We start from the raw sequence: 24610 nt of genomic DNA, 5'->3' as shown, positions 1-24610 counted from the left end.
CCTTTCGGCTTGCCGGCGTTCTATCCTCTTGGCAACGCGAAATCGAGGAGACCGTCATGAAACTCACCTGGCACGGCCATTCGGCCTTCCGCATCGACGCGGGCAACGCCAAAATCCTGATCGATCCGTTCCTCAGCGGTAATCCCTCCTGGGGCAAGGGTTGGGAAGGGCCGGCCGACGGCATCACGCACGTGTTGCTGACGCATGGCCACAACGACCACGTCGGCGACGCCGCCGAAATCCTCAAGAAGACGGGCGCTCAGCTCGTCGCCTGCTTCGAACTTTGCATGTATCTGGTCGGCCAGGGCGTTGCGGGAGACACGATCAATCCCGGCAACACCGGCGGCACGGTCGACTGCGGCGGCTTCACCACGACCTTCGTGCAGGCGCTGCACTCCTCGTCCTTCAACATAGGTGACGGCTCGAACACTTATCTCGGCAACCCGCTCGGCCTCGTCCTGCATTTCGCCGACGGCCGCTCGCTCTACCACATGGGCGACACCGATATCTTTGGCGATATGGCGCTGATCGAGGAACTGCATCAGCCGGAAATCGGCATCGTGCCGATCGGCGACCGTTTCACCATGGGCGGCGCGGTGGCAGCCCTCGCCTGCAAGCGTTTCTTCAACTTCAAGAAGGCCGTTCCCTGCCATTTCGCCACATTTGGCGCACTCGACCAGAGCGCCGACAAGTTTGTTGCCGGGCTGGAGGGCAGCGGCACGGAGGTCGTGCTGCCGAAGATCGGGGAAGCGATGGAGATCTGATCTCGAGGGATCGGGCTCCCATGGCGAAGGAATTCGACCGGGCTGAATTGCTCGCCGCCTTCGACGAGATCGGCGAGGCGGCTCACCGGAACGGCGCCTTGATCCACTTTGCCGTCTATGGCGGCTCCGCGCTGATGCTCGCAAGCAACTTCCGCTTTGGCTCGGAAGATGTTGATATCGCGGAACTGCCGATGCCTTGGCCGCAATGGCTTGCCGAAGTGGTAGCCATGATTGCGGCCCGGCATGGCTGGTCCAAGGACTGGCTGAACGACGCGGTATCCTTTCATCTCAGCCGCATCGCAACGATGGAGGGCGATCACGTCGAGTTCGGCACATTTCCGCGTTCGGATGTGGAGCCCGGCCTTGTCGTTTATGTCCCAACCGCCGAATATCTGCTGGCGCTGAAGGTGAAGGCGATCCGCGTGCTCGATCCGCTGCAAGGCGCGAAAGAAGCGGAGGATATCCGCAACCTGATGAAAATTGTCGGAGCCGAGGGCCCGGACGCGGCAATTGGCATCATGTCGCGTTATTTTCCGCGTTCGGCCGCCGATCCGGAAAAGCGGCTTTTCCTGCTCAGGCATGTCCTCGACACTTTCGGAGCCGCCGATGCGCCCCGCTACCCTGTCTCAAACCTGTGAGCGCATCATCGCGGGCGAACCCCGCGAGAAGGCGTTCGCCGAGTTTCTGGACACATTCTATGGGCTCGCGGATGCCGACGCCCGGTCCGCTGCCCTAGCTCCCGAACCGCCGCTGACCGGTGACGAGCGGCTCGACGCGCTTGCCGGGGCCGCGGCCTCCTATCTTGCAAAAAAATACCGGGCACGGGTCCCCGCCTGGGTGGCCGCGCCGTCGCGCTATCTCAAGGAACCGTGGTTCACCACGGAAAAACCCGGATTGGGCATCAACGAATTCCTGTGGCATTCGAGTCCGGCCGAATTCCGCTCCCGCAACATTTTCACGGAGGCCCGGCCGCTCAGGCGGGCTTCGCAGGCGCTGTTGCAACGGCGGGCGGACGGCGCGAAATGATCCCGCCGTTCCCCTCTGCTGTATTTCGCCGCCATGACCGGCAAGGCGGCAAAGGCGCGTCCGACGGGGACAGGTTTCACCCCATTCTGCGAAAATATGATCGTCCAACAACGCGCCTGAATGAGAAAAGAGCGATTTTTCAAGGCTTTACCTGGACCCACCGCGTCGCCGGAAAACTGAATCGTTCGATTTTCGCCCGGCCTCATCCCCGCCGGCCCATTCCGCCTCATAATCCCCGCGATCGCTCTCGCGGGAAACCTGGTGCGCACCGGGTATCAGGGGAGAGCATCGGCGCCGGGGTGGCCGCGTAACGGTGCGCGGCCTGGCGAGAGCCTTTACGCCCGGGCCCCAGATCGCGACGACGCGCTCCCGATCGAGTGGGCGGTATCAGCGGTCGGGCAAGCACGCCGGCGGGGCGCGAGGGTCGCGCCACGTACAAAAACTTTGAGAGGCTCGGCTTCGCGCCCCGCTTCCCACGCTCTCGGAAGGGAGTTTTTCCACTCAATGGCCAGGGCGGAGTTCCGCAGCGTGGCGACGGGGAAGGCTGCATGCCGGGGACAGTTTACTTTTATCCCCGGAAAGGCGTGGTTCTGGATGGGTTGGTGCGAGGGGATAAAAGTAAACTGTCCCCGGGTTTTCCCACGAAAAGCGGCGCGGCGGCCTTGCCGTCTGCGGTTGCGCGGCGCGCGGCGCGCCGCTATAGCCCGGACTTCGCCTTTCCCCTCCTTTCGCTGAGGCAAGAGATGTCCGTCGATATCGCCACCGTGAAGCGCGTCGCGCGCCTTGCCCGCATCGCCGTCGACGATGCGGATGCCGAACGCATGACCGGCGAACTCAACGCCATCCTCGGCTTCGTCGAGCAGTTGAACGAGGTCGACGTGGCCGGCGTCGAGCCGATGGTGTCGGTGACGCCCATGGCCATGAAGAAGCGGCAGGACGGCGTGACCGACGGAGGAAAGGCCGCCGACATCGTCGCCAATGCGCCGGCGACGGCGGAAAACTTCTTCCTGGTGCCGAAGGTGGTGGAATAGTCATGGCACTCGAGATCACGGTCGAGACGCCGCTGCAGGACGATGTCCGCACGATGGTGGCGGCCCTGAACGCCACCATGATCCCTCTGACGCCGCGCGAGTTCCAGTTCCAGCTCACCGTCGAGCAGATGGCTGAACCGTCCGTCACCCTGTTCGTGGCCCGCGACGAAGGCAGGCCGGTCGGCATGGGGGCCTTGAAGGACCACGGCGATGGCCTCGGCGAGGTCAAGCGCATGTTCACGCTGCCGGAAGTGCGGGGAAAACGCGTCGGCTCGCAACTGTTGCAGAAGGTCGAGGCGCTCGCTCGTGAAAAAGGCATTTCCCGGCTGGTGCTGGAAACCGGCGAAGCGCCCGGCTTCGAGCCGGCCTACCGCGTCTATGAGCGCGGCGGCTTCACCACCTGCGGCGCGGTGCTCGACTATCCCGATTCCGGCCATTCCCGATTCTACGAAAAGAAGCTTTCCTAAATGACCGAGCTCACCGGACTGACCATTGCCGAGGCCCGCGAAAAACTCCGGGCGAAAGAGATCTCCTCGGTCGAACTGACCGACTCTTATCTCGCGGCGATCGATGCCGCCAACCCGACCTTCAACGCCTATGTTGCCGTCACCCACGACAAGGCGCGCGCCATGGCGAAGGCATCCGACGCGAAACTGGCCAAGGGCGAGGCCGGCGCTCTGGAAGGCATCCCGCTCGGCATCAAGGATCTGTTCTCCACCGAAGGCGTCCACACCCAGGCGTGCAGCCACGTCCTCGACGGGTTCAAGCCGCGTTATGAATCCACAGTAACGTCCAACCTGTGGGCCGACGGCGCGGTCATGCTCGGAAAACTCAACATGGACGAGTTCGCCATGGGCTCGTCCAACGAGACGTCCTATTACGGCCCGGTCGTCAATCCGTGGCGGCGCCAGCGCACCGAGCAGAGCGTCATGCCTGCCACCCATATGGGCGAGGGTGGGTTCGTCTCGGCCGGCGGAGGGGTCAGGAAGGCGCGCGCGCTGGACAATATGCGCCTTGTGCCCGGCGGTTCGTCGGGCGGTTCGGCGGCATCGGTCGCGGCCTTCCTCTGCGCCGGCGCGACCGCCACCGACACCGGCGGCTCGATCCGCCAGCCGGCGGCCTTCACCGGCACGGTCGGCATCAAGCCGACCTATGGCCGCGTCTCGCGCTGGGGCGTCGTCGCCTTCGCCTCCTCGCTCGACCAGGCCGGCCCGATCGCGCGCGACGTGCGCGACGCCGCGATCATGCTGAAGTCCATGGCCTCCGTCGACGCCAAGGACACGACTTCCGTCGACATCCCGGTGCCCGACTATGAGGCGGCGCTGGGCAAGCCGATCAGGGGCATGAAGGTCGGCATCCCGAAGGAATACCGGGTCGACGGTATGCCGGAGGAGATCGAGACGCTCTGGCAGAAGGGCATTGCCTGGCTGAAGGACGCCGGCGCCGAGATCGTCGACATCTCGCTGCCGCACACCAAATATGCGCTCCCGGCCTATTACATCGTCGCGCCCGCCGAAGCCTCGTCCAACCTCGCCCGCTACGACGGCGTGCGCTACGGCCTGCGCGTGCCGGGCAAGGACATCATCGACATGTACGAAAAGACCCGTGCCGCCGGTTTTGGGCGCGAGGTCAAGCGCCGCATCATGATCGGCACTTATGTGCTGTCCGCTGGCTACTACGACGCCTACTACCTCCAGGCGCAGAAGGTGCGCACGCTGATCAAGCGCGATTTCGAAAAGGTGTTCGCCGACGGCATCGACGTGATCCTGACGCCCGCCACGCCGTCCGCAGCCTTCGGCATCGCCGACGAGGACATGGCGAACGACCCGGTAAAGATGTACCTGAACGACATTTTCACCGTCACCGTGAACATGGCCGGCCTGCCGGGCATCGCCGTTCCCGCCGGCCTCGACGCCAACGGCCTGCCGCTCGGCCTGCAGCTCATCGGAAAACCGTTCGACGAGGAGACGCTGTTCCAGACAGGGCATGTGATCGAGCAGGCCGCCGGACGGTTCAAGCCGGAGAAGTGGTGGTAGGGTCGCCGTCGGACGTGTCGCCCTTCCATTTTTTCTGAACTCGGCAGGAGGTTGATCGACCTATGTTCTTCCTCCTCTCAAAGATTTTCTGGTTCTTCGTCCAGCCTCTGAATCTGGCGATCTTCCTGCTCGCCGCCGGCTTGTTGGCTGGCTTCTTCCATCGCCGAAAGCTGATGGCGGCAGGTGCCGGCGGCGCCTTAGTCATTCTGGCGGTGGCGACATGGACGTCGTTCGGCCAGACTTTGCTCAATCCGCTTGAGGAACGTTTTCAGCGCCCGAACCCCGCGCCGGAAAAAGTCGATGGCATCGTCGTGCTCGGCGGCGGGCTGGAAGGTGCGATCAACCTGGTGCGCGGCGGCTATGAGGTGAACGCCGGCGGCGACCGCTACATCGAGACGGCGGTGCTGGCGCGGCGCTATCCGCAGGCGCGGATCGTCGTCAGCGGCGGCACCGGCACGGTGTTCCTGGAAGGTGAGGGTGACGGGGCCACCGCGCCGCGCCTGCTGACCGCGCTGGGCGTCGACCCGGCGCGGTTCGTGCTGGAGAACCAGTCCCGCAATACCTATGAGAACGCCGTCTTCACCAAGAGGCTGGTGACGCCGCAACCCGGCGAGACCTGGCTGCTGGTGACCTCAGCCTTCCACATGCCGCGCTCCATGGCGCTGTTCCGCAAGGCGGATTTTGCCGTGCTGCCCTGGCCGGTCGACTATCGCACCTCCGGCAGGGAAGGCCTGTTCTTCGCCGACAACGCCATCGATTCGCTGCAGGCGACGACGCTCGGCATCCGCGAATGGATCGGGCTTCTTGCATACTGGCTGTCGGGACGGATCGACGAGCCGTTTCCGAAGAGTGGGCAGTAGGGAATAGGCAGTAGGCAGTAGGAATTTTTGCCCGACTGCCTACTGCCGATTGCCCACTGCCTTCTCTCCCAATGCCACGCTGCGCGCCTCCGAAAAGAATTGCCGGCGCACAAGCACGGCAAACAGCAGCAGCGTGGTGAACAGGAAGGCAGCCGGGCTCAGGAACCAGCCGAGATAGGCGAGCGAGAAGAAGATGCCGCGCAGGCCTGCGTTGAAATGCGAGCCGGCCAGCATGTTCATGCGCGCGGCGCGCTGGATCGCGGCCTCCATCGCCGAGGGATCGTCGAGGCTGTCGCGGTGCATCGGCACGGCACCGACCAGGATCGAGCAGTAGTTGAAGAGGCGATACGACCAGCCGAACTTGAAGAAGGCATATGCAAGGATGGCGATCAGCCCGACCACCTTGACCTCGAAGGCCTGGCGCGAATGCTGCGCGGCGAGCGGCAGCTCATTCACGACCATCAGCACGTTGTCGGCGCCCCTGAGCAATGCGAAGCAGCCGCCGAGCGCGATGAGCGCGCTGGAGGCGAAGAACGCCGTCCCCTGCTGCAGACCGACCATGATGCTGGTGTCGATCATGCGCAATTCGCGCCGGCCCATCGTGTGCATCCAGGCGAGCCGCTGGGCATTCATCGCGGCCGTCAGTGACACGCGCTTGACCAGATGGCCATTGGCCGCCAACGCATGGACAACCCATACGACCAGGAAGAAGGCGAGGGCGGCAAGATCCGCCGGAGACAGGATCAGCGATTCGGCCATGCCGGACAGGGTAATGCCGCGAGCATAGGGAAGGAAACTGGCGGCGCCAGATTTTGCGGGCACAAGTCCTTACTGCGGCGCAGTTCCGCGCGCGCCGCAATGCCGCCTTATGCGTGAAAACACCGTTTACGGTAAATGACCGCTAACATATTGATTTGATAAAAATGCGAACGCCAACATCCCGTTCCGGAACGGTGGACTGCCATGTTTTCGCCATTTTTCACGTTGCGAAGGCGTGGCCGAAATCGTATTTGAGCAATCGGTACGGGGACAAGGCGGCGTAACGACCGTTGAGCCCCGTACCGGAAACGACGGGAAAATCATGGACGACGGAATTCAGAAGTCCTGCTGGGGCCTCACCGCAAAGGTGGTCATCGGCTTCGCGGGCATCCTCCTTCTGGCCTGGCTGGTTGGAGGCCATCAGACGGCGGCGGTTCTCGCCGCAGGCTGAGCGATAACCCTGGGCGGCATCGGAAAGGTGCGGGCGACCGCGCCTTTCCGCGTTTCGGCCGTCCGGCCTAGCGATGTCGCGGCCTGCACAGCGGATTTCGGAGCGGGCCTAGCCTAAGAGCCGCAAAAGACCGATATCTGTTGCCCGATGTGCGAATGATCGCACCGACCGGACCGGAGCATCCCGCTTGTTTCTTTCCGTCTTCGACCTGTTCAAGATCGGCATTGGCCCGTCGAGTTCGCATACGATGGGGCCGATGACGGCGGCCCGGCGTTTTCTCGACGAGGTTGCCGGCGATGACTGGCCGCGGCCGGCCGGGACGAAAGTCGGCCGCCTCGGCGCCAGCCTGCACGGCTCGCTCGCCTACACGGGCATCGGCCACGGTTCCGACCGCGCTGTCATCCTCGGGCTTGCCGGCGAGACGCCGACCACCGTCGATCCGGACAAGTCGGACGCGCAGATCGACAAGATCAAGGCGGAAAAGCGCGTCTCGCCTCCCGGCCATCCGTCCTACCGCTTCGATCCCGCCGTCGACCTCGTGCTGGACAAGAAGACACCGCTCCCCGGCCATGCCAACGGCATGACGTTTTACGCCTACGACACTGACGACCACCTGATCCTGCGCCGCGTCTATTATTCGGTGGGCGGCGGGTTCGTCGTATCCGAGGAAGAGTTGCAGCGCATGAAGGGCAGCTCCGCCAAGGCTGAGGGTCCCCGCGTTCCTTATCCCTTCGCCGACGCCGCCCAGATGCTGAAGATGGCTGGAAAGAGCGGCCTGTCGATCGCCGAGATGAAGCGGGCCAACGAAGAAACGCGGATGTCGCGCGAGGACCTCGATGCCGGGCTCGACGCGATCTGGAGCGCCATGCGCGGCTGCATCGAGCGCGGGCTGGCGCAGGAAGGCATCATGCCGGGCGGCCTGAAGGTGCGCCGCCGCGCGAGGATGCTGCACCAGAAAATGGAGGAGGAATGGCGGCAGAACCGGCCGAACCCGCTGCTCGCCAATGACTGGCTGTCGGTCTATGCCATGGCGGTCAACGAGGAGAATGCTGCCGGCGGCCGCGTCGTTACCGCGCCAACCAATGGCGCCGCCGGCACGCTGCCGGCCGTGTTGCGCTACTGGCTGCATTTCCATCCGGAGGCCGACCAGCCGAGCATCCGCGATTTTCTTCTAACGGCGGCGGCGGTTGGCGGCATCATTAAGACCAACGCCTCAATTTCGGGTGCCGAGGTCGGCTGCCAGGGCGAGGTCGGCTCGGCCTCGGCGATGGCGGCTGCGGGCTTGTGCGCCGTGATGGGCGGCTCGCCGGAACAGGTGGAGAATGCCGCCGAGATCGCCCTGGAGCATCACCTCGGCATGACTTGCGACCCGGTCGGCGGGCTGGTGCAGGTGCCCTGCATCGAGCGCAATGCGCTGGGCGCGGTCAAGGCCGTCACCGCCGCCTCGCTGGCGGTCAAGGGCGACGGCAAACATTTTGTGCCGCTCGACGCCGCGATCGAGACCATGCGCCAGACCGGGCTGGACATGAGCGAGAAATACAAGGAGACCAGCCTAGGCGGGCTCGCGGTCAACGTCGTGGAGTGCTGAGCCCTAACGACCGCAGGGCTCGCAACCGTCAGTATGGAAACGGCTGGTTCGTCGGGTTGGTCTCGAGGTGGATCGTGGCCGTTTTCTGCAGCTTGGTGAAATTCGCCAGCGCGACCGACACTTCCTTCTGGTCGCCCTTGTCGAAGGCGGCGAAATTCTTGTCGCCCCACAACGAGGCTTCCGATGCGCCCAGGCCGCCGCCATTGTAGTGGGGCGCGATGTACTGGTGCCTGGCCTCGTGCGCGATCAATCGCGCCAGTGCGGTCGCGACGCTGATCTGGTCGTCTTTCGGCCAGTCCGACAGCGGTTTTTCGACCAAATCCCATGCGGTCAAGCCGCGTATGTCGACGAGCGCCTGGTGTCTGCCGTAGTAGCCTGCCAGACCCAGCCCCTTTCGGGTGCGGGTTCCTTCTATCGCATTTTTCTTGTCCGCCAGGATCTCGTTCCTGCTGCGCCCGCCGGCGTTGAATTCGGCGACCGCCTCCTTCACAGTTTCCAGCGACGCCGCGCCGCCGGTCAGCACAAAGGCCAGTTTCTGGCTGCCGGCGGTGAGGATGTCCTTGGACTGGAAGCCGATGCCGCCGCGTTCCGGCACACCCGCATTGCGTTTCTGGGTTCCGGTGTTCAGGGTGACGCCATTCTGTTGGGCCGAATGAGCGAGGTTCGCCGTCTGCGTCCGCACTGACTGGTTGTGGAACGCGCCGACGTCGCCATCACTCTCGACCACCTTCACCACCGAATCGGTGAAATCGAAGCGCGTCGGAAACTTCGACGGCTGCTGCAGGATAACCTTGAAGCCGCTGACGAAGGCAAAGAGGTTCTGGGTTTCGGCGAGCGTCGTGTCGCGCACCAGTTGCGGCTGGCGGCTGAACAGATCGTCGTCGACGATGTAAAGTGTGTTTGCCATGCATCTCCTCCGAGGCTGGCGTGGACAGTGTCCGCCGGGCTGTGACGGTCATCTCGGAACGCGCAACGCATCCAGCAGGGCGGCGCGCTGTCCGGATTGGAAGACCGCGTGGAATTTTTCTGAAACCTTGTCGCCCTTCTTGAGGGCCGAAAGCCGCTGGTTGTATTCGACGGCGCTGCGCTGGGCGATCGTTGCGAAGATCCGATGCAGCTTCAGCAGCGCCGCCTTGTTCTTGTCAGAGGTTCCGGCTGTCGCCGTTGCGAATAACTCCAGCAGTTCCGGGTCCCAGGTGACGTAGTTTTCGTAGGCTACGATCTGCACCTTCATCGAACTCTCGATAAGCCGCCGCGTTTCCTCGGCCATGAGTTCGTTGAGGAGCTGGATGTTCATCCGCGAAACCTGTCGCCTGTAGAATTCCTCGGCCTCGTCGCTATCCATGCCGACGCCGTCGGCGACGGCGATCTCTTCCGGCTTGATGTGGCTGTATTCCGGCAGGCTGGGCACCATGTTGGCGACCGCCCTGATGTCATCCGCTGAAATCTGCGCGCCGTTGCCGCCAGGCTTGCCCAGCTCATATTGCTTCGCCAGCCGCACGCACAGCCGGATCATGTCGTATTCCGGAATGCCGCGGATCGTCGGGGGATCGTAGTTCGGCTCGAGCATCAAATGGTATGTCACCTGAGCGAGATAGGCGGCCGCCTCGTCCGCCACCCGGGTGACCCTAATCTTGTTCATGTCGGTTATGACATGCGTGCATTCATGAAGCACGTTGGAGCGGATGATCGGCGTGAGCGGCGGTTCCTTGGCTGCCGTGCGGATCATGTTGCTCGCGGCGATGTAGAGCGAATAGGTTTCCTTCCACGGTTTTACCGTTATCGCACCTGCCTCGATCAGGTCGTAGACCTTGTCGTACTCGCCGGCATTGATGCTGATCGGCCCGACGGTGAAGCGCATGTTGCGGAGCCGGCCGTCGTCGAGAACCTCCAGAACCTCTTTTTTGGTGATTGGCATTCGGTCTCCTTGGTGTTCGCCATGTGCGACCTTCCGAGAGAATGTGCAAGATTTCACGGTTTTGTATCCATTCTGTGCCTTTCAATGTGGTCCTTTGAATCGTGCTGGGCCTATATGGCGCGTGGGAACGAAGGCGGGTCGACTGGAGGCAAAGTCGTGGCAGCGCGCGACCTGTGCATAACCGGCTAGGCGATTGACCGGCGCGCGTCGTGCGGTAAATCATCAGGCATGGCGCTCAATCTGATAAAGCTCTGTGTCGGCTGCGACAGCGTCGAGGATCTGGAAGAGTGGATCGCCTTCCGCCTCGATGAGAAGCGGCGCGCCGGCGAACCGGTCGAGCATTTCCACACCACGCGCATGGTGCCGACGCGCGCCGCCGAACTGGTGGACGGCGGGTCGCTCTACTGGGTCATCAAAGCGCAGGTGCAGTGCCGCCAGCGCTTGGTGGAAGTCCGCCCGTTCACCGATGCCGAGGGCATAGGCCGCTGCCACCTCGTCCTTGATCCGGTTGTCGAGCGTACTGAATGGCAGCCGCGCCGTGCATTCCAGGGTTGGCGCTACCTCAAGCCGGCCGACGCGCCGGCCGATCTCGGCAAGGGCAGCGCTGGGCTCATGCAGATGCCGCCGCATCTGAGGCAGGAACTGGCGGCGCTCGGGCTGCTTTAGCTGGGCAGTTCGATGCCCAGCGATGCGTCGAACTGCCCGGCCGATGCGGCGCGATCAGTCGCGAAGAGTCAGCCGGTCGCCCCGCATATCGAAACCCGACAGGGTCGAGATGAAATTCATGCCGAGCAGGCTCTGGCCGAGCGAGCCCTCGGCGGCGACGAGAACCGGCTGGTTGCGACGGATGATGCTGCCGACGGTGATTTCGCGCGCCCGCGTCGCGGCGGCCGTCGCGGTGCCGTTGGCGGTGGCGACGGGGACGGAATAGTTGAGCGCGTTCACGTCGATGCCGGCGCGGCGCGCATCCTCCGCGGTCAGCACGGTGCTGGTGGCGCCGGTATCGACCAGGAACTCGACCGGGGCCCCCTCGACGGTGCCGCTCACCTCGAAATGGCCATTCTGCCGCTTTTCCATCATCACGGTGGCGCGGCCTTCCTGATCGAAGGATGAGAGCGGGCTGCCGGGGATCAGGCCGGCGGTGAGGCGCGAAAGCACGTCCTGCATTTCGTAGCGGTACTGGTAACCGGCAACGAGCGCGAGGGCGACCGCCAGCCAGATGGCCGCCGCGCGCAAGCCGCCGCTCATGGCGCGGCGCGACGACAGAAACCAGACGGCGAGGACGGCAATGAGAGCGCCGCCATAGACCAGCCTGCCGAAGTCATTGTTGTCCAGGCCGAAGACAGAGCCGCTGGAATCGGTCATCAGCAGGATGACCAACCCGACGCCGAGGATGATCAGGCCGATATAGTAGCGGTTCATCGATCCGGTCCTACTCCGCTATGCCGCGTTCGCGCGCCATGCGGGCGCGGCGGGTCTCGCGGCGCGGCCGGCGTTCGACGCTCTCCAGCCGCGCCGGCAGCAGCGCCATTACGGCGCGCCGCTGCTCCGGGGTCATGGCGATCCACTCGGAGATCTCGTCGCGCGTGCGCCCGCAGCCGAAGCAATAACCCGTCTTCATGTCGATGGAGCAGACGAGGATGCAGGGCGACTCGATCACGGCCGAAAAGTTTCCGTTTGTTCCTCAGCACATGGGACAGGCGGCCCCGCAATGCAAGGGCGCGATTGTGCCACGCGGCGAGAGCGTCTATGCCCCCCGGCAACGACTGCGAGGCGCGGCGGATACGACATGGCATCTGAACTTCCCTTCGACGACATACGCGGGCTGATCGGGCAATTGCCGGCCGGCGACGAAACGGTAGCGGAGCGCGTGCGCTTCGACTTCCTGTCGCGGTCGCGGCGCTTCGGATCGCTCGGCCGGCTGGAGGAGATCGCGGTCTGGCTGGCGCGCTGGAGCGGCAAGCAGCCTTCGATCCGCCGGCCGCTGATGGCGATTTTCGTGGGCAACCACGGCGTGGCGGTCCACGGCGTCTCGCCGCGCCCGGTCGAGGAGACGGCGCGGCTGGTCGAACTCTGTGCCGCCGGGGGCGCCGCCATCAACGGTGTTTGCCTGGCGAACGATGTCGGGTTGAAGGTCTTCGACCTCGCGCTGCACCTGCCGACCGGCGACATCGCCAGCGAAGCGGCATTTGACGAGCGCGGCTGCGCGGCGACGATGGCCTTCGGCATGGAGGCGGTGGCCGGCGGGACAGACCTCTTGTGCATCGGCAATCTCGGCGTCGGCGGCTCGACGGTCGCGGCAGCGATGCTTGCGGCGCTGTTCGGCGGCGCGGGCGCGGATTGGGCCGGACCGGGCTCCGGCGCCGACGCGGCCATGGTGGCGCGCAAGGCGGAGATCGTCGACCGAGCGCTGGCTCTACATGCCGGGCATCTGAACGACCCGCTGGAGGTGCTGCGGCGGCTCGGCGGCCGCGAGTTCGCGGCAATTGCCGGTGCGATCCTGGCCGCACGCATGGAGCGCGTGCCGGTGATCCTCGACGGCGGTGCGGCGATTGCGGCGGCGGCGGTGCTGAAGAAGCTCGAAGCCGGGGCAACAGACCATTGCGTGCTTGCGCAGCAGCCTGTTGAGCGAGGCCTGACACATGCCGTCAACCAACTTGGCCTGAAACCGGTCCTCGATCTCCACATTGCCGGCGGGGAGGGGACATCGGCCGTTCTCGCCGCAGGGGTGGTCAAGGCCGCCGCGCAGGTGGTATCGACCTTCGCGGAAGCCAGGGCATCCGCCTCCCGATAACGTCTCGGTTTGAACGTCTTAGTTTGAAGGTCGACCTTGGTTGACGGCCGACGGAAGCCAGCGCCGGACAGGCTCGCCGTCCTCAAACAGCGCTTCGAAGATCGATGAGGCGAGTACGGCGCGCAGGTGAAGCGTTTCGGACCCTACATTTCTGAAGCCGTGTTTTCGGCTGGCCGGGACAACAAGCGATTGCCCACCAACCAAGATCGCCGTCTCGTCATCAATCCACATCTCGGCTTTACCCGTGACGACCGTAAGCACTTCCTCGACCGGATGACTGTGCGTGGGAGCGCCCATGGCTGGGGCCACCCATTGTTCGAAAATACAAAGTTGATTTGCACCGTTGCAGGCCGACACGTGCATTCGGGTTTCTACGCCGGCTCGCCATTCCTCGCGCGGCTGATCACCGTGTGAAATCATCTTCATAGGCACCACCGGCTCCAGTTTTGAAGATGCGTTTCCGTTCCTTCCGTAAAACCTGAACGGCTATTGCAACTGCCCGGTCAGAAGCGTCGCCCACAAATGGAAATTCGTCGGCACGTCGCAGAAGCCGGCGTCATAGCGGCGCGGCGTGCATTCCGGCTCGAATGGCTTTGTCGGCGGCGCGCTCTGGCAGGCCGAAAGCAGGGCCAATGCCATGATCGTCGCGGTCGGCAGCAACAGGCGCATCACAAAAATTCCGATTCCCTTGCGCGCGGTTTAGCACGCGGCGGAATGCCGGGCTACCGAGCCGGCGGCTCGCAGCCACGACATGAGGCCAGGCTTGACGAACCCATATCTCGATGGTTATACGTGAATCGATAGCTGGATGGTTATTGATCAAAAATGCCCGACGCCCATGACCTGCTTTTCCGGACGCTTTCGGACCCGACGCGGCGCGCCCTATTCGAGCGGCTGTGCCGTGAAGGCGAGCAGACGGTCGGGGCGTTGACGGCCCGCGCTGGGGTCTCCCAGCCAGCCGTCTCGAAACATCTTGGGCTTCTGAAACAGGCCGGACTGGTTCGAGACCGCCATGAAGGCCGATTGACGCACTACAGCGCCCAGCTCGGCGCCCTGGCGCCGCTGGTCGACTGGACAAAGGAGATGGCCGGGTTCTGGGAAAGCCGGTTCGACGGGCTCGAAGACCTGCTGAAAAGGTTGGACCAATGAACAAAACATCGGCCGAAACGCGCACGGTCATCGTCGAGCGCGATATCCCGCATCCGCCCGAAAAGCTCTGGCGCGCGCTCACGCAACCGCATCTGATCGAGGAATGGCTGATGAAGAACGATTTCAGGCCGGACGTGGGTCACCGTTTCAACCTTCGCGGCGACTGGGGCGGCGCGCTGGACTGCGAGGTCCTCGCCGTCGAGCCGAACACGAAGCTGTCCTACTCTTGGGATTTCAAGCACGACGATGCGGCCTTCAACCTGAAGAGCGTGGTGACCTTCACGCTCAGCCCGACGAGCACAGGGACCCACCTGCGTATGGAGCAGTCGGGTTTCCGGCCGGATCAGAAGCAGGCTTTTGGCGGCGCCAAGGCAGGGTGGCAGCAATTCTTCGCGAAACTGGAAGAGGTTTTGGCGCGCGCGGATTGACGTCTGCCGGCCGCATGGGACACGCCCGATCCACTTCGACTTGCCCTGAAAGGAGATTCCCTTGACCTGGAACAACTGGATTCGCCAGGCCCACCGCTGGCTGTCGATCATCTTCACCATCACGGTCATCGCCAACTTTGCCGCCATGGCGATGGGAGAGCCTCCTGCTTGGCTTGTCTACGCGCCGTTGCCACCGCTCTTCCTGATGCTATTTTCCGGTCTGTACATGTTCGCGCTGCCCTATGTCGCCGGTCGGCGCGGCGGGCGGCGCACCGTCGGACAGGAGTGACGATATGCCCGGCAAGACATCGGGGAGTTCAGGGGCGGTCGCAAAGAAGGCCGCCGTCAAACCCGGTGCGGCAAAGACCAAACCGATCGGCGAAGTCGTCCTGCTCTCGGGCGGCAATCCGCAGATCGCCAAGGGTTATGGCGACGCCCCCGTGCAGGCCTACATCGCCGCCATGCCCGGCTGGAAAAGCGATGTCGGCCGCCGCCTCGACGCAATCATCGAGCGCAGCGTTCCCGGAGTGCGCAAGGCGGTGAAATGGAACTCGCCGATGTACGGGGTCGAGGAGGGAACCTATTTCCTCGGCATCCACGTCTTCACGAAATACATCAAGGTCGCTTTCTTCCGCGGCGCATCGCTCGACCCGCTTCCGCCCGTTGCGTCAAAGCACAAGGACGTCCGCTACTTCCACATTGTTGAGGACGAAGCGCTCGACGAAGCGCAATTTGCGGATTGGGTGAAGCAGGCGAGCAAGTTGCCGGGGGAGAAGATGTGAGATGCGCCTCCGGCTACCCGAGGGATCGAATATCTCACGCTTGCTTTCTACGGAGGCGCACCAACACAATTGGTGACGATCTTTTGGGAGTGCACGGCATGAGTTTTGACTACTTTGTGGCGGTGCATAAAGACAGGTGGCCCTCGGCCAAAGCGGTGCAGACCGCCCCTGAAGAATTGGCATATCCCGTGTCGCTTGTGTCAGCGTCCGATGAGCCCTTCTCCATTGCGAACAGCACGTTCCAACTTCCGGTGCTGTTCGAAGGGCGCCCCGTCCTCCTGGAGGCAGACATTGAAAAAGCAACTGATTCAGACGACCCGGAGTCGCTTTGGGGCTATCTTGCCAACCAAGCTGCGCCTCAATTCATGATCTCAGACGACGACTACTTTCTCACTTTGACATTTCGATCTGATGAGGATCAAGTTCGGGCGGGACTTTATCTGGCCGCGGCGATGATCCTTGAATTTGACGGCTATGGCTTTGAGAATCAGTTTGAAACTCACGGCGGTGAAGAGTTCGCAGCACAACTCGTTGCCGAGGCGTCAGATGCCGGTGCGTTTGAAGATGACCAAGGGCAGTATTTTGCAATGACGAGAACGGCCATGTCCAAGAAGGCAAGCGAGAGTTCCTCGAACGAAGGCGCAGGTGAACCTTCTCCTTCCCAACTCATCGACGCGCGGATCGAGGACCTGGGTGGCTGGCGCGGCGAGGTGCTCGCCCACATGCGAACTCTCATCAAGCAGGCCGACCCGGATGTGGTCGAGACCGTGAAATGGCGAAAGCCGTCCAATTCGATGCTGGGCGTTCCGGTGTGGGAGCACGCAGGCATCATCTGCACCGGCGAAACGTATAAGACCTATGTGAAGCTGACCTTCGCAAAAGGCGCCTCGCTAGAAGATCCTTCGGGTCTCTTCAACGCCAGTCTCGACGGCGGCACCCGCCGCGCCATTGACATCCGTGAGGGCGATTTGATCGACGAGGATGCGTTCAAGGCGCTCATTCGCACCGCCGCGGCGCTGAACATTTCGTCGGCTAAATAACTCGCTTTTCGACAGTTTGGGCGAGGGCTTCAGCCGGATTTTTTTGGGCTTCGGCCTTTGGGTTTCCCGTGGCCTGTGGGCTTCCATGCTGAGCCGTCGGACGGGCCGGCCCGCCGCTTGCCCTTAAGTATTGGCTTGCCCTTGAACTTTTCCGGGCCTCTGCCGGCGGGCTTGCGCGCCTCGCCGGCGCGAGCGATGCTGATGCCCCGCTCGAGGCTGCCGGCGCGGGTCAGATGCTCCGCATAGGCCTCCGCCTTGTCCGCCGCGATTTCGAACCGCGTCTCTATATCGTCGATCCTGATCGAGCCGACGTCACGCCTCGTGACGCCGCCAGCCTTGCAAATCATAGGCAGCAGCCATTTCGGATCGGCGCGCTGCTTGCGGCCGAGCGAGATCGTGAACCACACGCCGCCGACCATGTCGGGTCCGCGAGGCTCGCGCGTCGGTGCGCTCTCGCGCGAAAAATCCTCGCCGACGCGCTTCTCGCGACGCGGCGTCACGGTCGCTGGAGATATGGCAATCGGCAGGTTGTCTTCGGGCACCGGCCGGCTGGCAAGTTGCTGGCGTAGGAACGCGACGGCGATCTGCTCCGGCGTCAATCGCTCGACGAGTTCGGCGACGAAACTCCCCTCGGTCTCGTCGGGCGGCGGCGCGGCAAGCGCGGTTTCGAGAATCTGCCGGCGGTAGCGGGCCTCGATCTCGGCGATGCCGGGAGCAGGGCGGATCGTCGCGGACAGCTTCGCCAGCGACAGCACTCTTGACGCCGCGCCGCGACGGTGTTCCGGCACGATCAGGACGCACACGCCTTTTCTGCCGGCTCGGCCGGTGCGGCCTGACCGGTGCAGCAGCGTCTCCGGATTGCTGGGCACGTCGGCGTGGATGACGAGGCCGAGATTGGGTAGGTCGATGCCGCGGGCGGCGACGTCGGTCGCCACGCAGACATGGGCGCGGCCGTCGCGCATCGCCTGCAAGGCGCTCGAACGTTCCGACTGCGCGAGTTCGCCGGACAGCGCCACGACCGAAAACCCCCGGTTCGCCAAGCGCGCCGTCAGGTGCCGCACGGCCTCGCGCGTATGGCAGAAAATAAGGGCGCTGCCGCTGTCGGAATCGAGCAGCGTGTTGATGATGGCGTGCTCGCGTTCGTCGCGGCGCACCAGCATCAACTGGTATTCGATGTCGGCATGCTGCTCGGTGGGAGCGCTCGCGGCGACCCGCACCGCGTCGCGCTGGAACGTTTTTGCGAGTTCGGCGATGCCCCTCGGCACCGTCGCCGAAAACAGCAGCGTCCGCCGCTGCGGCGGGGCGGCGGCGAGGATGAATTCGAGGTCTTCGCGAAATCCGAGATCGAGCATCTCGTCCGCCTCGTCGAGCACGACCGCGCGCAGGCTGCCGAGATCGAGCGAGCCCTTGGTGATGTGGTCGCGCAGCCGTCCCGGCGTGCCAACCACCAGATGCGCCCCGCGATCCAGTGCCCGGCGCTCGTTGCGCATGTCCATGCCGCCGACGCAGGTCGCGGTGCGGATGCCGGCCACGGCGTAGAGCCAATCGAGTTCCCGTTGCACCTGCATTGCCAACTCGCGGGTCGGCGCGATGACCAGGCCGAGCGGCCGGTCGGGATCGCCGAACCGGTCGGCCCCGGCAAGCAGCGTCGGGGCGATGGCCAGGCCGAACGCCACGGTCTTGCCCGAGCCGGTCTGCGCCGAGACCAGCAGGTCGGCGTCCGAATGGCCGTCCTCGAGCATCGCCATCTGCACAGGCGTCAGTTGCGAATAGCCCTGCGCCGCCAGCGCCGACGCGAGGGCGGGGTGCACGGCGGCTGGCAATGCCGCGGACGGGTCTTCGGTAGTCGTCGTCATCGTGATGATCTCGGTGAACGCGCCGCATACCAGTTTATCGGCGCATTGGGCCAGCTTTTCGTCATCGGAGATAGTTTGGGCTTTTGGGTTGTCGAGGAAATGCGCCGGCATCCCTTGCCGATACCAGGCTTCCGGGTCTGAGTTGCGGAAATCAAGCACTGCGATTCGGGTGCGGCCGGCCTGCAGGAAAAATCAGGATTTGCGCCACAATCGCGGCACTGCCGTCAGCTTCTAGTCGTCGAAATAGCAACATATTCCGGAGACGCCTTTCATGGACGATGCCCCGCACCGCTCGAAGCTCAGGATCGCCGTGCTGTTCGGCGGGCGATCCGCCGAGCACGATGTGTCGGTGCTTTCGGCGACGAATGTGATGGGGGCGTTGGACCCAGCCAAATACGACGCAATGCCGGTTTTCGTCACCCGCGAGGGAAAATGGCTGCTGAGTTCGTTCGAGGACGGCGCGCTGGCGAAGCCGGAGAGAGGGACGGAGATTTGCCTGGTGCCGGGTGGGCAGGGGCGGATCATCGCGCTTCCGGCTGGCGGCGCTGCTCATGACCTGCCGAAGATCGACATCCTGTTCCCGGTCTTGCACGGACTGCATGGCGAAGACGGCGCGGCGCAGGGGCTTTGCGAAGTCGCCCGTGTGCCGCTTGCCGGATGCGGCATCCTTGGTTCGGCCACAGCGCTCGACAAGGACATCGCAAAACGGCTGCTCAACGAGGCGGGGCTGGCGACAGCGCGCTCGGTCACCATTCGCCAGGCGAGCCCGCCCGCCTTCGCGGAGATCGAGCACGAACTCGGCCTGCCCATCTTCATCAAGCCGGCGCGGCAGGGCTCGTCGGTTGGCGTCAGCAAGGTTGCGACCGAGGGGGAATTCGAAGCGGCGCTGGCGGAAGGTTTTAAACATGACCGCAAGCTGCTCGCGGAAGAGTTCATCCGCGGCCGCGAGATCGAATGCAGCGTGCTGGAGGATTTGCACGGCGGGCTTTTCGTTTCTCGCCCGGGCGAGATAGTGCCGGCCGAAAGCCACGGTTTCTACAGCTACGACGCGAAATACGTCGACGAGAACGGCGCAGCGCTTGATGTGCCGGCGGAACTGCCTCCGGAGATCGAAAGCACTGTTCGCGAGATGGCGGGGAATGCATTTCGCGCTGTGGGCTGCGATGCCATGGCACGCGTCGATTTCTTCGTGACGGCGGACATGCGGATTTTGGTCAACGAACTCAACACCATTCCGGGCTTCACCAATATCAGCATGTATGCCAAGGCAATGGCGGCAAGCGGCGTCAGCTATCCCGAAGTCATCGACAGGCTCGTGCAACACGGACTGGCGCGCGCCGGCCGATAGGTTGAAGCAAGCCGCTTCGGAAATTTCCTCAACGGCGTACAAAAGGCGCTTATTCGGTGGGGTGAGGGCGAATCCAGGAAGTCTGAGGGCTGGGCGGGTTCGGCCGGATTCGCAACGGATCAGGGCAATCGCTAAGGAATTACCCCCACCCCTAACCCCTCCCCACAAGGGGAGGGGGACCGGCTTGCATCTCCGCCAGACGCCGATCTTCGCCAGTTTCGCTCGGCATGACGGTCGCAAAACTCCCCTCCCCCTTGTGGGGAGGGGTTAGGGGTGGGGGTAATTCCTTCAAGCGACTCCTCTGGCAACGGATCGGGCCCTTGACAGCACGGATCGTCGCCCGGTCGCGGAAATCCGCCCCGGCCATTTGATTTTTGCCCTATTGCGTCCGGCAAAGCTGGCGCCGTCAGGACGTGTCGCGCGGCTCCAGCGCCCAATGGCCGTTATGACGATATCGGCATAACGGCCATAATGCCGACATCCGGATTATGCCGACGTCTACCCAGATGAGCCGGAAGTGGTCGCCTCCGGCTCATAGGTCTCGACATAATCAGAGGGATTCGAGGAAGGCGAGCAGCTTGTCGTCCGGCCGATATCTCCCGGATTTTCTGCGGGGGCCGTTAGTCCCCGTTGACGACGCAGATAGTCTTCATAGGCCGTCCGCAATTCCAACCGCGCCGCCTCTTTTGGTGACAGAGCCGGACGCTCCCTCGTCACGCCACGCTTGGCAAGAAAGCGCACAAAGCGCTTCATCATGAACTTTGCGTAGGTCTCTCGGGATTCTATCCATCCCATGGCCGCTACGAGTTCAATGACTCCCCTCTGATCGAGATCGCATGCGGCGATCCCCGCAGCATGCATTGCCTTGGCAACATCGCTCATGCAGCTCAGGTAGATTTTGATCGTGCTCTCGGCGTGGTGCAGCGTTTCCATCTCGTCTACAAAGGCGACAAGATGGCCCTCAAAGATCGAGAAGGCACAGGCGTAGAAGTATCGATATCGATTGATCGTCACCGTGTTCTCCTTGTTTGAACAAGGAGAGACGGCGATTAATATGGATGTCGTGCAAGGCGTATGTCCGTCTCGAAGAACACGACCTTCGCCCTCGCGCCAACAAGGAACGTTGCGGTTGTTGCAAAGGTTCGAATCCTGCGATGGTCAAATTCAGGCGCAGAGGCCGAACAAGCTCAGGATTTCCGCGAATCCGGGACAGTTATGCGTATGACTAAGAAACCGAACCGTGATAATTATTATTCATGCCTTCTGTACCTTTGCCCTTCGTCATCTCCCTTTTTCTCTTCCTTATCCTTATACGGATGATCCGGCAGGGAGAGTCGAAACTCGGGCTGTTTCCTCTGCTCGTCGCCACTTTTGCCGTTCAGGCGATCTTGTCGGGATTGAACTGGAACCTTGGCTGGCATCCTGCCCATTTAATTCAGCCGATCGTCGCGGCGGTCCTTCCGGCCCTCTCCTTTGCAGCCTTCGATCAGCTACGCCGCAATAGGCTTGCAAGGCTCTCAGACATGCTGCCGCACCTGATGCCGGCAGGCCTCGTTGCAATTTTCGTCGCCTTCTGGCGGGCGCCAATCGATATAGCTCTATTTGCCATCTACCTCGGATACGGTCTCGCGCTTCTACGAGTTGCTCGGCAGGGGCCGGATGCGCTTTCCGCAGTACGTATCACCGACGAATGGACCGCCCAGAAGGCGCTCATCGCAATGGCAGTCATGCTTGTTGCGACGGCCTTTATCGATGCAATAGTGTCGCTCGATTTCCTCCTTGGGGATGGCAACCAGGCCCGAGCGGTTCTCGCCGTTGCGAGCGTTTTGTGGCTAGCAGTTGCCGGTTACGCCGCCACGGTCGCTGACAATACTCGCCCCGACAAGGAGACAAATACCACTGCAGAAGATCTCGCATTGTCCGCACTGCCGGCGTCTGCAAGCATCCGAGATGATGAAGCCATAGCACGCCGGGTCGATGCTCTGATGCTGGAGCAGCATCTATATCGCGATCCAGACCTGACATTGGAGCGCCTGGCGCGGCGCATCGGCATCCCGGGACGGCAGATATCCGGCGCTCTGAACCGAATTTACGACCGCAATATCTCCCAGGTTGTGAATGAATACAGGGTCAACGATGCCAAACGACGGCTTGTTGCGACACGCGATCCGGTGACAGCCATCATGCTGGATTCGGGTTTCGGTACAAAGTCGAACTTCAATCGGGAATTCCTTCGCGTCACGGGCATGACCCCGAGCAGCTATCGGCGCGCTGGCCGCGAGACATCTCCCGCTCCCGATACAGGGGCAGAAGCACCCGCCTCATGACCTTCGCCCCGGTCCAAAGTCATCGTACAAACGACCTGGATCGCGATCTCGAACGTCCGAGATCGCGTTCAAGGGCTCGCCGCTCTTTATCTTCCGACACGTTCCGTCCTGACCCCACGGCCATAAGGAACTTCGATGAAACTGATGATAAAAATCGCGACGATGTTTTGTAGCACCATCTCCACGATACTGATGCTGCACCACTCTGCCGCTGCCAGCGAATTTGTCGGCGTGCGCCAGATTGTGGCACCCTCCAAAGAGCGAGGCAGCGATCTTGCCGTGACCGTTTGGTATCCGGCGGACCCTGGCGGCAAACCAGTCACACTTGGCGAGAGCGTATTTTTTGCGGGCACGAACGCCATGCTCGAAGCCCCGAACTCGCGCGGAAAATATCCACTCATCTTGCTATCCCATGGCGCTGGCTTGGGAGGAACTCCGCAAGCCATGAGCTGGATTGCAACGCCATTGGCGAAGCAGGGGTTCATCGTGGCGGCTCCCACTCATCCCGGAAACGGCGGGGCAAACAGATCAGCAGCAGAAACGATGAAGCTTTGGCTGAGGCCTGCCGATATCACCGCGACCTTGGATGCGATCGAGAAAGATGCACTTTTCAAGGATAGCATTGAAGCCGACAGGGTCGGAGCACTCGGGCTTTCGGCAGGTGGAAACACTGTTTTGGCACTTGTCGGCGCTCGTATCGACCCAGTCCGTCTGGCGAGCTACTGTGACACCGACACCCTCAATCCCTCGCTTTGCGGATGGGTGAGGCAAAGCGGCGTCGATCTTCATGCCATGGATATGAAGCTGGCTAGTCGGAACAACGAAGACAAAAGAATTCAGTTCGCCATGGCGATTGATCCTGCGCCGGTGGACGTGTTTCAGGCAAACACATTTTCGGGTGTTTCTATTCCTGTCGAGATCGTGAACCTCGGACGACCAGGAAAGATTCCGCAGACCGCACTCGCCTCCGGGATAGCGAAGGCCATTCAGAAGGGTAAGTATTCCACGATCGAGGATGCGAGCCATTACAGCATGTTTGGCGAGTGCAAACCCGGAGCCGCCGAGTTGGCTGATTCCGAACAGGTTGGCGATCCCATCTGCTCCGACGGAGACGGACAGTCCCGCCTCGAAGTCCACAACCAGTTGCTCAAAATGGTCACCGAGGCTTTTGCTCGAGAGCTGAAAACGGGCCGATAGGCAGCATATTCCGCGGAAACGCTGATTTTTCGACGCTACAACTAGCCGTATTCATCTTGCGACGCGTTGTGTGCTCGCATTGTGTCGCTGGCCTGCCGTCGACGGTGCAAAGATGCATCCGTAGCCTTACTCGAATCCCTCTGATTATGCCGAGACCCGTGAGCGGGGGGCGACCACTTCCGGCTCATCTGGGTAGACGTCGGCATAATCCGTATGTCGGCATTAAGGGCAAGGCCGTGGACGACGTCTAGCACCTCGTGGACATCGTGGGTGGGTTTGCGCTGCCAGCCCGGCGGCCGGCCGGGTTTCAGCGGATACCGGCGGTGGAACCGGACGGCGGCGCGACCTCGTTTGCTGGCAGCGGCGTCGCCACCTCCGGTCTTCTCGGCCATGCCGCTGGTTTCGCCGTTTCGCCCGGCGGCCCTGCGGGCGTGCCAGCGGGCAAAGCGTTTCGCCTGGCCGGGCAGGTCGCCGAGTGCGGCGGCCAGCGCTTGCAGGCGCAGTGCCAGCCGCGTCGCGTCGATCGGGTCGCGCGGCGAGGGCGGGGCGGGCAGGTGGAACGGCTCGGCGACGCCGGGAAACAGGATGCGCGGGCCGGCATGGGCCGGCACGTAGCGGCGGCGGACGCGGAACGGATTGTGAAGCGGATCGAGCAGCGGCAGGCTGAACCGTTTCGGGCGGGCGGCACGGAGGGCGGCGGCCCGACTGGCCGCCGCGGCGCGGGCGAGATCGGCGCGCGACATCGTCACGGCGATGCCGAAGCCGCGCAGCAGCGGCGCGTTGGATTTGGGCTTGGCTTTGCGCGGACGCAGCGGCGGCAAGGTGACCGCCAGGCCGCGCGCCGCCACGATGATCAGCCGCCGCGTGGCCGCTTCAGCCGGGTGTAACAGGCGGAGCGCGGCGCGGTGCAGACGGCGGGGCAGGGTAAGTGCCGGGGACAGTTTACTTTTTTCCGCCCGCGCCCGTCTTGAAGCGGCTGCGCCCCTCTGCGGAAACAAAGTAAACTGTCCCTCAGCGCCAAGCGCTCCGGCAGCCAGCCCGGTTATGGCGACGAGCATAGCGAGGATACGCTTCAGCGCCTCCCGGTTCTTCTCGATCGCCGCATTCCAGTCCATCGCCAGCACAGCCGTTTCCTTTCCAATACGGGCGACGGGATTGTCGCAGCGATTGGGAGGGCGGGGATGATTTTGGGGAAAGAATCCTGACGGATGCTGACATTTGCTGCGTTGGCGATCCTTGCAGCATCCCCCATCCGA

General features: G+C 63.1%; 29 protein-coding genes. 19 read left to right on the top strand and 10 right to left on the bottom strand.

The window, feature by feature from the left end; all coding sequences use genetic code 11:
• Window positions 1-56 precede the first annotated feature (56 nt).
• The 7 genes from ABMA59_RS14615 to ABMA59_RS14585 all read left to right on the top strand — a co-directional run bounded on the left by ABMA59_RS14615 (window position 57) and on the right by ABMA59_RS14585 (window position 5717).
• Window positions 57-764 (top strand): metal-dependent hydrolase, encoded by a 708-nt coding sequence (locus ABMA59_RS14615; protein WP_349006091.1) that lies wholly within the window; start codon window positions 57-59, stop codon window positions 762-764.
• 20 nt (window positions 765-784) lie between these two features.
• Entirely contained in the window at window positions 785-1402 is a 618-nt protein-coding gene (locus tag ABMA59_RS14610; RefSeq protein WP_349006090.1) for a hypothetical protein, read from the top strand.
• On the top strand, window positions 1371-1790 hold the full coding sequence (locus ABMA59_RS14605; RefSeq protein ID WP_349006089.1) for a hypothetical protein: 420 nt from the start codon (window positions 1371-1373) through the stop codon (window positions 1788-1790). Before ABMA59_RS14610 ends, ABMA59_RS14605 begins: the two co-directional genes overlap by 32 nt.
• A 743-nt stretch (window positions 1791-2533) precedes the next feature.
• Complete coding sequence (gatC, locus tag ABMA59_RS14600; protein WP_349006158.1) at window positions 2534-2821, top strand: Asp-tRNA(Asn)/Glu-tRNA(Gln) amidotransferase subunit GatC; 288 nt, start codon at window positions 2534-2536, stop codon at window positions 2819-2821.
• Window positions 2822-2823: 2 nt separating this feature from the next.
• Window positions 2824-3288: a GNAT family N-acetyltransferase gene (locus tag ABMA59_RS14595; protein WP_349006088.1), complete on the top strand. Its 465-nt coding sequence runs from the start codon at window positions 2824-2826 to the stop codon at window positions 3286-3288.
• On the top strand, window positions 3289-4857 hold the full coding sequence (locus ABMA59_RS14590; protein ID WP_349006087.1) for an amidase: 1569 nt from the start codon (window positions 3289-3291) through the stop codon (window positions 4855-4857).
• A gap of 62 nt (window positions 4858-4919) precedes the next feature.
• On the top strand, window positions 4920-5717 hold the full coding sequence (locus tag ABMA59_RS14585; protein ID WP_349006086.1) for a YdcF family protein: 798 nt from the start codon (window positions 4920-4922) through the stop codon (window positions 5715-5717).
• 39 nt (window positions 5718-5756) lie between these two features.
• Here ABMA59_RS14585 and ABMA59_RS14580 read toward each other — a convergent pair whose 3' ends face one another.
• Window positions 5757-6476 (bottom strand): DUF599 domain-containing protein, encoded by a 720-nt coding sequence (locus ABMA59_RS14580; RefSeq protein ID WP_349006157.1) that lies wholly within the window; start codon window positions 6474-6476, stop codon window positions 5757-5759.
• A 322-nt stretch (window positions 6477-6798) separates the two neighbouring features.
• Between ABMA59_RS14580 and ABMA59_RS14575 the strand changes: the two genes are divergently transcribed.
• Window positions 6799-6927 (top strand): hypothetical protein, encoded by a 129-nt coding sequence (locus tag ABMA59_RS14575; protein ID WP_349006085.1) that lies wholly within the window; start codon window positions 6799-6801, stop codon window positions 6925-6927.
• A 187-nt stretch (window positions 6928-7114) separates the two neighbouring features.
• Complete coding sequence (locus ABMA59_RS14570; protein ID WP_349006084.1) at window positions 7115-8515, top strand: L-serine ammonia-lyase; 1401 nt, start codon at window positions 7115-7117, stop codon at window positions 8513-8515.
• A gap of 28 nt (window positions 8516-8543) precedes the next feature.
• On the opposite strand, the gene ABMA59_RS14565 is transcribed toward ABMA59_RS14570, so the two are convergent.
• Window positions 8544-9422, bottom strand: coding sequence for a hypothetical protein (locus ABMA59_RS14565; protein ID WP_349006083.1), 879 nt, complete (start codon window positions 9420-9422; stop codon window positions 8544-8546).
• Between the two features lie 48 nt (window positions 9423-9470).
• Window positions 9471-10433, bottom strand: coding sequence for a hypothetical protein (locus ABMA59_RS14560; RefSeq protein ID WP_349006082.1), 963 nt, complete (start codon window positions 10431-10433; stop codon window positions 9471-9473).
• A gap of 228 nt (window positions 10434-10661) precedes the next feature.
• Here ABMA59_RS14560 and ABMA59_RS14555 point away from each other — a divergent pair, with 228 nt between their 5' ends.
• Window positions 10662-11099, top strand: coding sequence for a DUF1489 family protein (locus tag ABMA59_RS14555; RefSeq protein WP_349006081.1), 438 nt, complete (start codon window positions 10662-10664; stop codon window positions 11097-11099).
• 54 nt (window positions 11100-11153) lie between these two features.
• On the opposite strand, the gene ABMA59_RS14550 is transcribed toward ABMA59_RS14555, so the two are convergent.
• Together ABMA59_RS14550 and ABMA59_RS14545 are read right to left on the bottom strand one after the other, a co-directional pair.
• Window positions 11154-11855 (bottom strand): TIGR02281 family clan AA aspartic protease, encoded by a 702-nt coding sequence (locus ABMA59_RS14550; RefSeq protein WP_349006080.1) that lies wholly within the window; start codon window positions 11853-11855, stop codon window positions 11154-11156.
• A 10-nt stretch (window positions 11856-11865) separates the two neighbouring features.
• A complete protein-coding gene (locus ABMA59_RS14545) occupies window positions 11866-12090 on the bottom strand; it encodes a DUF1289 domain-containing protein (protein WP_349006156.1) in 225 nt (74 codons plus the stop codon).
• A 132-nt stretch (window positions 12091-12222) separates the two neighbouring features.
• Between ABMA59_RS14545 and ABMA59_RS14540 the strand changes: the two genes are divergently transcribed.
• Window positions 12223-13227, top strand: coding sequence for a nicotinate-nucleotide--dimethylbenzimidazole phosphoribosyltransferase (locus tag ABMA59_RS14540; protein WP_349006079.1), 1005 nt, complete (start codon window positions 12223-12225; stop codon window positions 13225-13227).
• Window positions 13228-13245: 18 nt separating this feature from the next.
• Here the strand turns inward: ABMA59_RS14540 and ABMA59_RS14535 are convergent, their stop codons facing one another.
• Together ABMA59_RS14535 and ABMA59_RS14530 are read right to left on the bottom strand one after the other, a co-directional pair.
• Window positions 13246-13653, bottom strand: coding sequence for a cupin domain-containing protein (locus tag ABMA59_RS14535; RefSeq protein ID WP_349006078.1), 408 nt, complete (start codon window positions 13651-13653; stop codon window positions 13246-13248).
• 60 nt (window positions 13654-13713) lie between these two features.
• On the bottom strand, window positions 13714-13896 hold the full coding sequence (locus ABMA59_RS14530) for a hypothetical protein (protein WP_349006077.1): 183 nt from the start codon (window positions 13894-13896) through the stop codon (window positions 13714-13716).
• Window positions 13897-14052: 156 nt separating this feature from the next.
• Here ABMA59_RS14530 and ABMA59_RS14525 point away from each other — a divergent pair, with 156 nt between their 5' ends.
• From ABMA59_RS14525 to ABMA59_RS14505, 5 genes are all read left to right on the top strand, one after another.
• Window positions 14053-14376 carry an ArsR/SmtB family transcription factor gene (locus tag ABMA59_RS14525; RefSeq protein WP_349006076.1) on the top strand — a complete coding sequence of 108 codons (324 nt, stop codon included), beginning with the start codon at window positions 14053-14055 and terminating at the stop codon, window positions 14374-14376.
• On the top strand, window positions 14373-14804 hold the full coding sequence (locus ABMA59_RS14520; protein ID WP_349006075.1) for an SRPBCC family protein: 432 nt from the start codon (window positions 14373-14375) through the stop codon (window positions 14802-14804). Before ABMA59_RS14525 ends, ABMA59_RS14520 begins: the two co-directional genes overlap by 4 nt.
• Window positions 14805-14865: 61 nt before the next feature.
• Window positions 14866-15093, top strand: a complete 228-nt coding sequence (locus ABMA59_RS14515; RefSeq protein WP_349006074.1) for a hypothetical protein — start codon at window positions 14866-14868, stop codon at window positions 15091-15093.
• Window positions 15094-15097: 4 nt separating this feature from the next.
• Window positions 15098-15586, top strand: coding sequence for a DUF1801 domain-containing protein (locus tag ABMA59_RS14510; RefSeq protein ID WP_349006073.1), 489 nt, complete (start codon window positions 15098-15100; stop codon window positions 15584-15586).
• A 587-nt stretch (window positions 15587-16173) separates the two neighbouring features.
• Window positions 16174-16626: a DUF1801 domain-containing protein gene (locus ABMA59_RS14505; protein ID WP_349006155.1), complete on the top strand. Its 453-nt coding sequence runs from the start codon at window positions 16174-16176 to the stop codon at window positions 16624-16626.
• 29 nt (window positions 16627-16655) lie between these two features.
• Here the strand turns inward: ABMA59_RS14505 and ABMA59_RS14500 are convergent, their stop codons facing one another.
• Window positions 16656-18482 carry a DEAD/DEAH box helicase gene (locus tag ABMA59_RS14500; protein WP_349006154.1) on the bottom strand — a complete coding sequence of 609 codons (1827 nt, stop codon included), beginning with the start codon at window positions 18480-18482 and terminating at the stop codon, window positions 16656-16658.
• Window positions 18483-18753: 271 nt separating this feature from the next.
• On the opposite strand from ABMA59_RS14500, the gene ABMA59_RS14495 reads away from it, so the two are divergent.
• Entirely contained in the window at window positions 18754-19830 is a 1077-nt protein-coding gene (locus tag ABMA59_RS14495) for a D-alanine--D-alanine ligase family protein (RefSeq protein WP_349006072.1), read from the top strand.
• Window positions 19831-20328: 498 nt separating this feature from the next.
• On the opposite strand, the gene ABMA59_RS14490 is transcribed toward ABMA59_RS14495, so the two are convergent.
• Window positions 20329-20844: a hypothetical protein gene (locus tag ABMA59_RS14490; protein ID WP_349006071.1), complete on the bottom strand. Its 516-nt coding sequence runs from the start codon at window positions 20842-20844 to the stop codon at window positions 20329-20331.
• 242 nt (window positions 20845-21086) lie between these two features.
• Here ABMA59_RS14490 and ABMA59_RS14485 point away from each other — a divergent pair, with 242 nt between their 5' ends.
• Both ABMA59_RS14485 and ABMA59_RS14480 read left to right on the top strand, forming a co-directional pair.
• Window positions 21087-22157, top strand: a complete 1071-nt coding sequence (locus ABMA59_RS14485) for a helix-turn-helix domain-containing protein (RefSeq protein WP_349006070.1) — start codon at window positions 21087-21089, stop codon at window positions 22155-22157.
• 135 nt (window positions 22158-22292) lie between these two features.
• Window positions 22293-23354: an alpha/beta hydrolase family protein gene (locus ABMA59_RS14480; protein ID WP_349006069.1), complete on the top strand. Its 1062-nt coding sequence runs from the start codon at window positions 22293-22295 to the stop codon at window positions 23352-23354.
• Window positions 23355-23395: 41 nt separating this feature from the next.
• Here ABMA59_RS14480 and ABMA59_RS14475 read toward each other — a convergent pair whose 3' ends face one another.
• Window positions 23396-24478 carry a hypothetical protein gene (locus ABMA59_RS14475; protein ID WP_349006068.1) on the bottom strand — a complete coding sequence of 361 codons (1083 nt, stop codon included), beginning with the start codon at window positions 24476-24478 and terminating at the stop codon, window positions 23396-23398.
• Window positions 24479-24610: the final 132 nt, after the last annotated feature.

Source organism: Mesorhizobium yinganensis, from assembly GCF_040081985.1.
Classification (GTDB): domain Bacteria; phylum Pseudomonadota; class Alphaproteobacteria; order Rhizobiales; family Rhizobiaceae; genus Kumtagia; species Kumtagia yinganensis.
The sequence above is the reverse complement of the archived record's forward strand: the minus strand, read 5'-3'. Positions and strand labels throughout refer to the sequence as shown.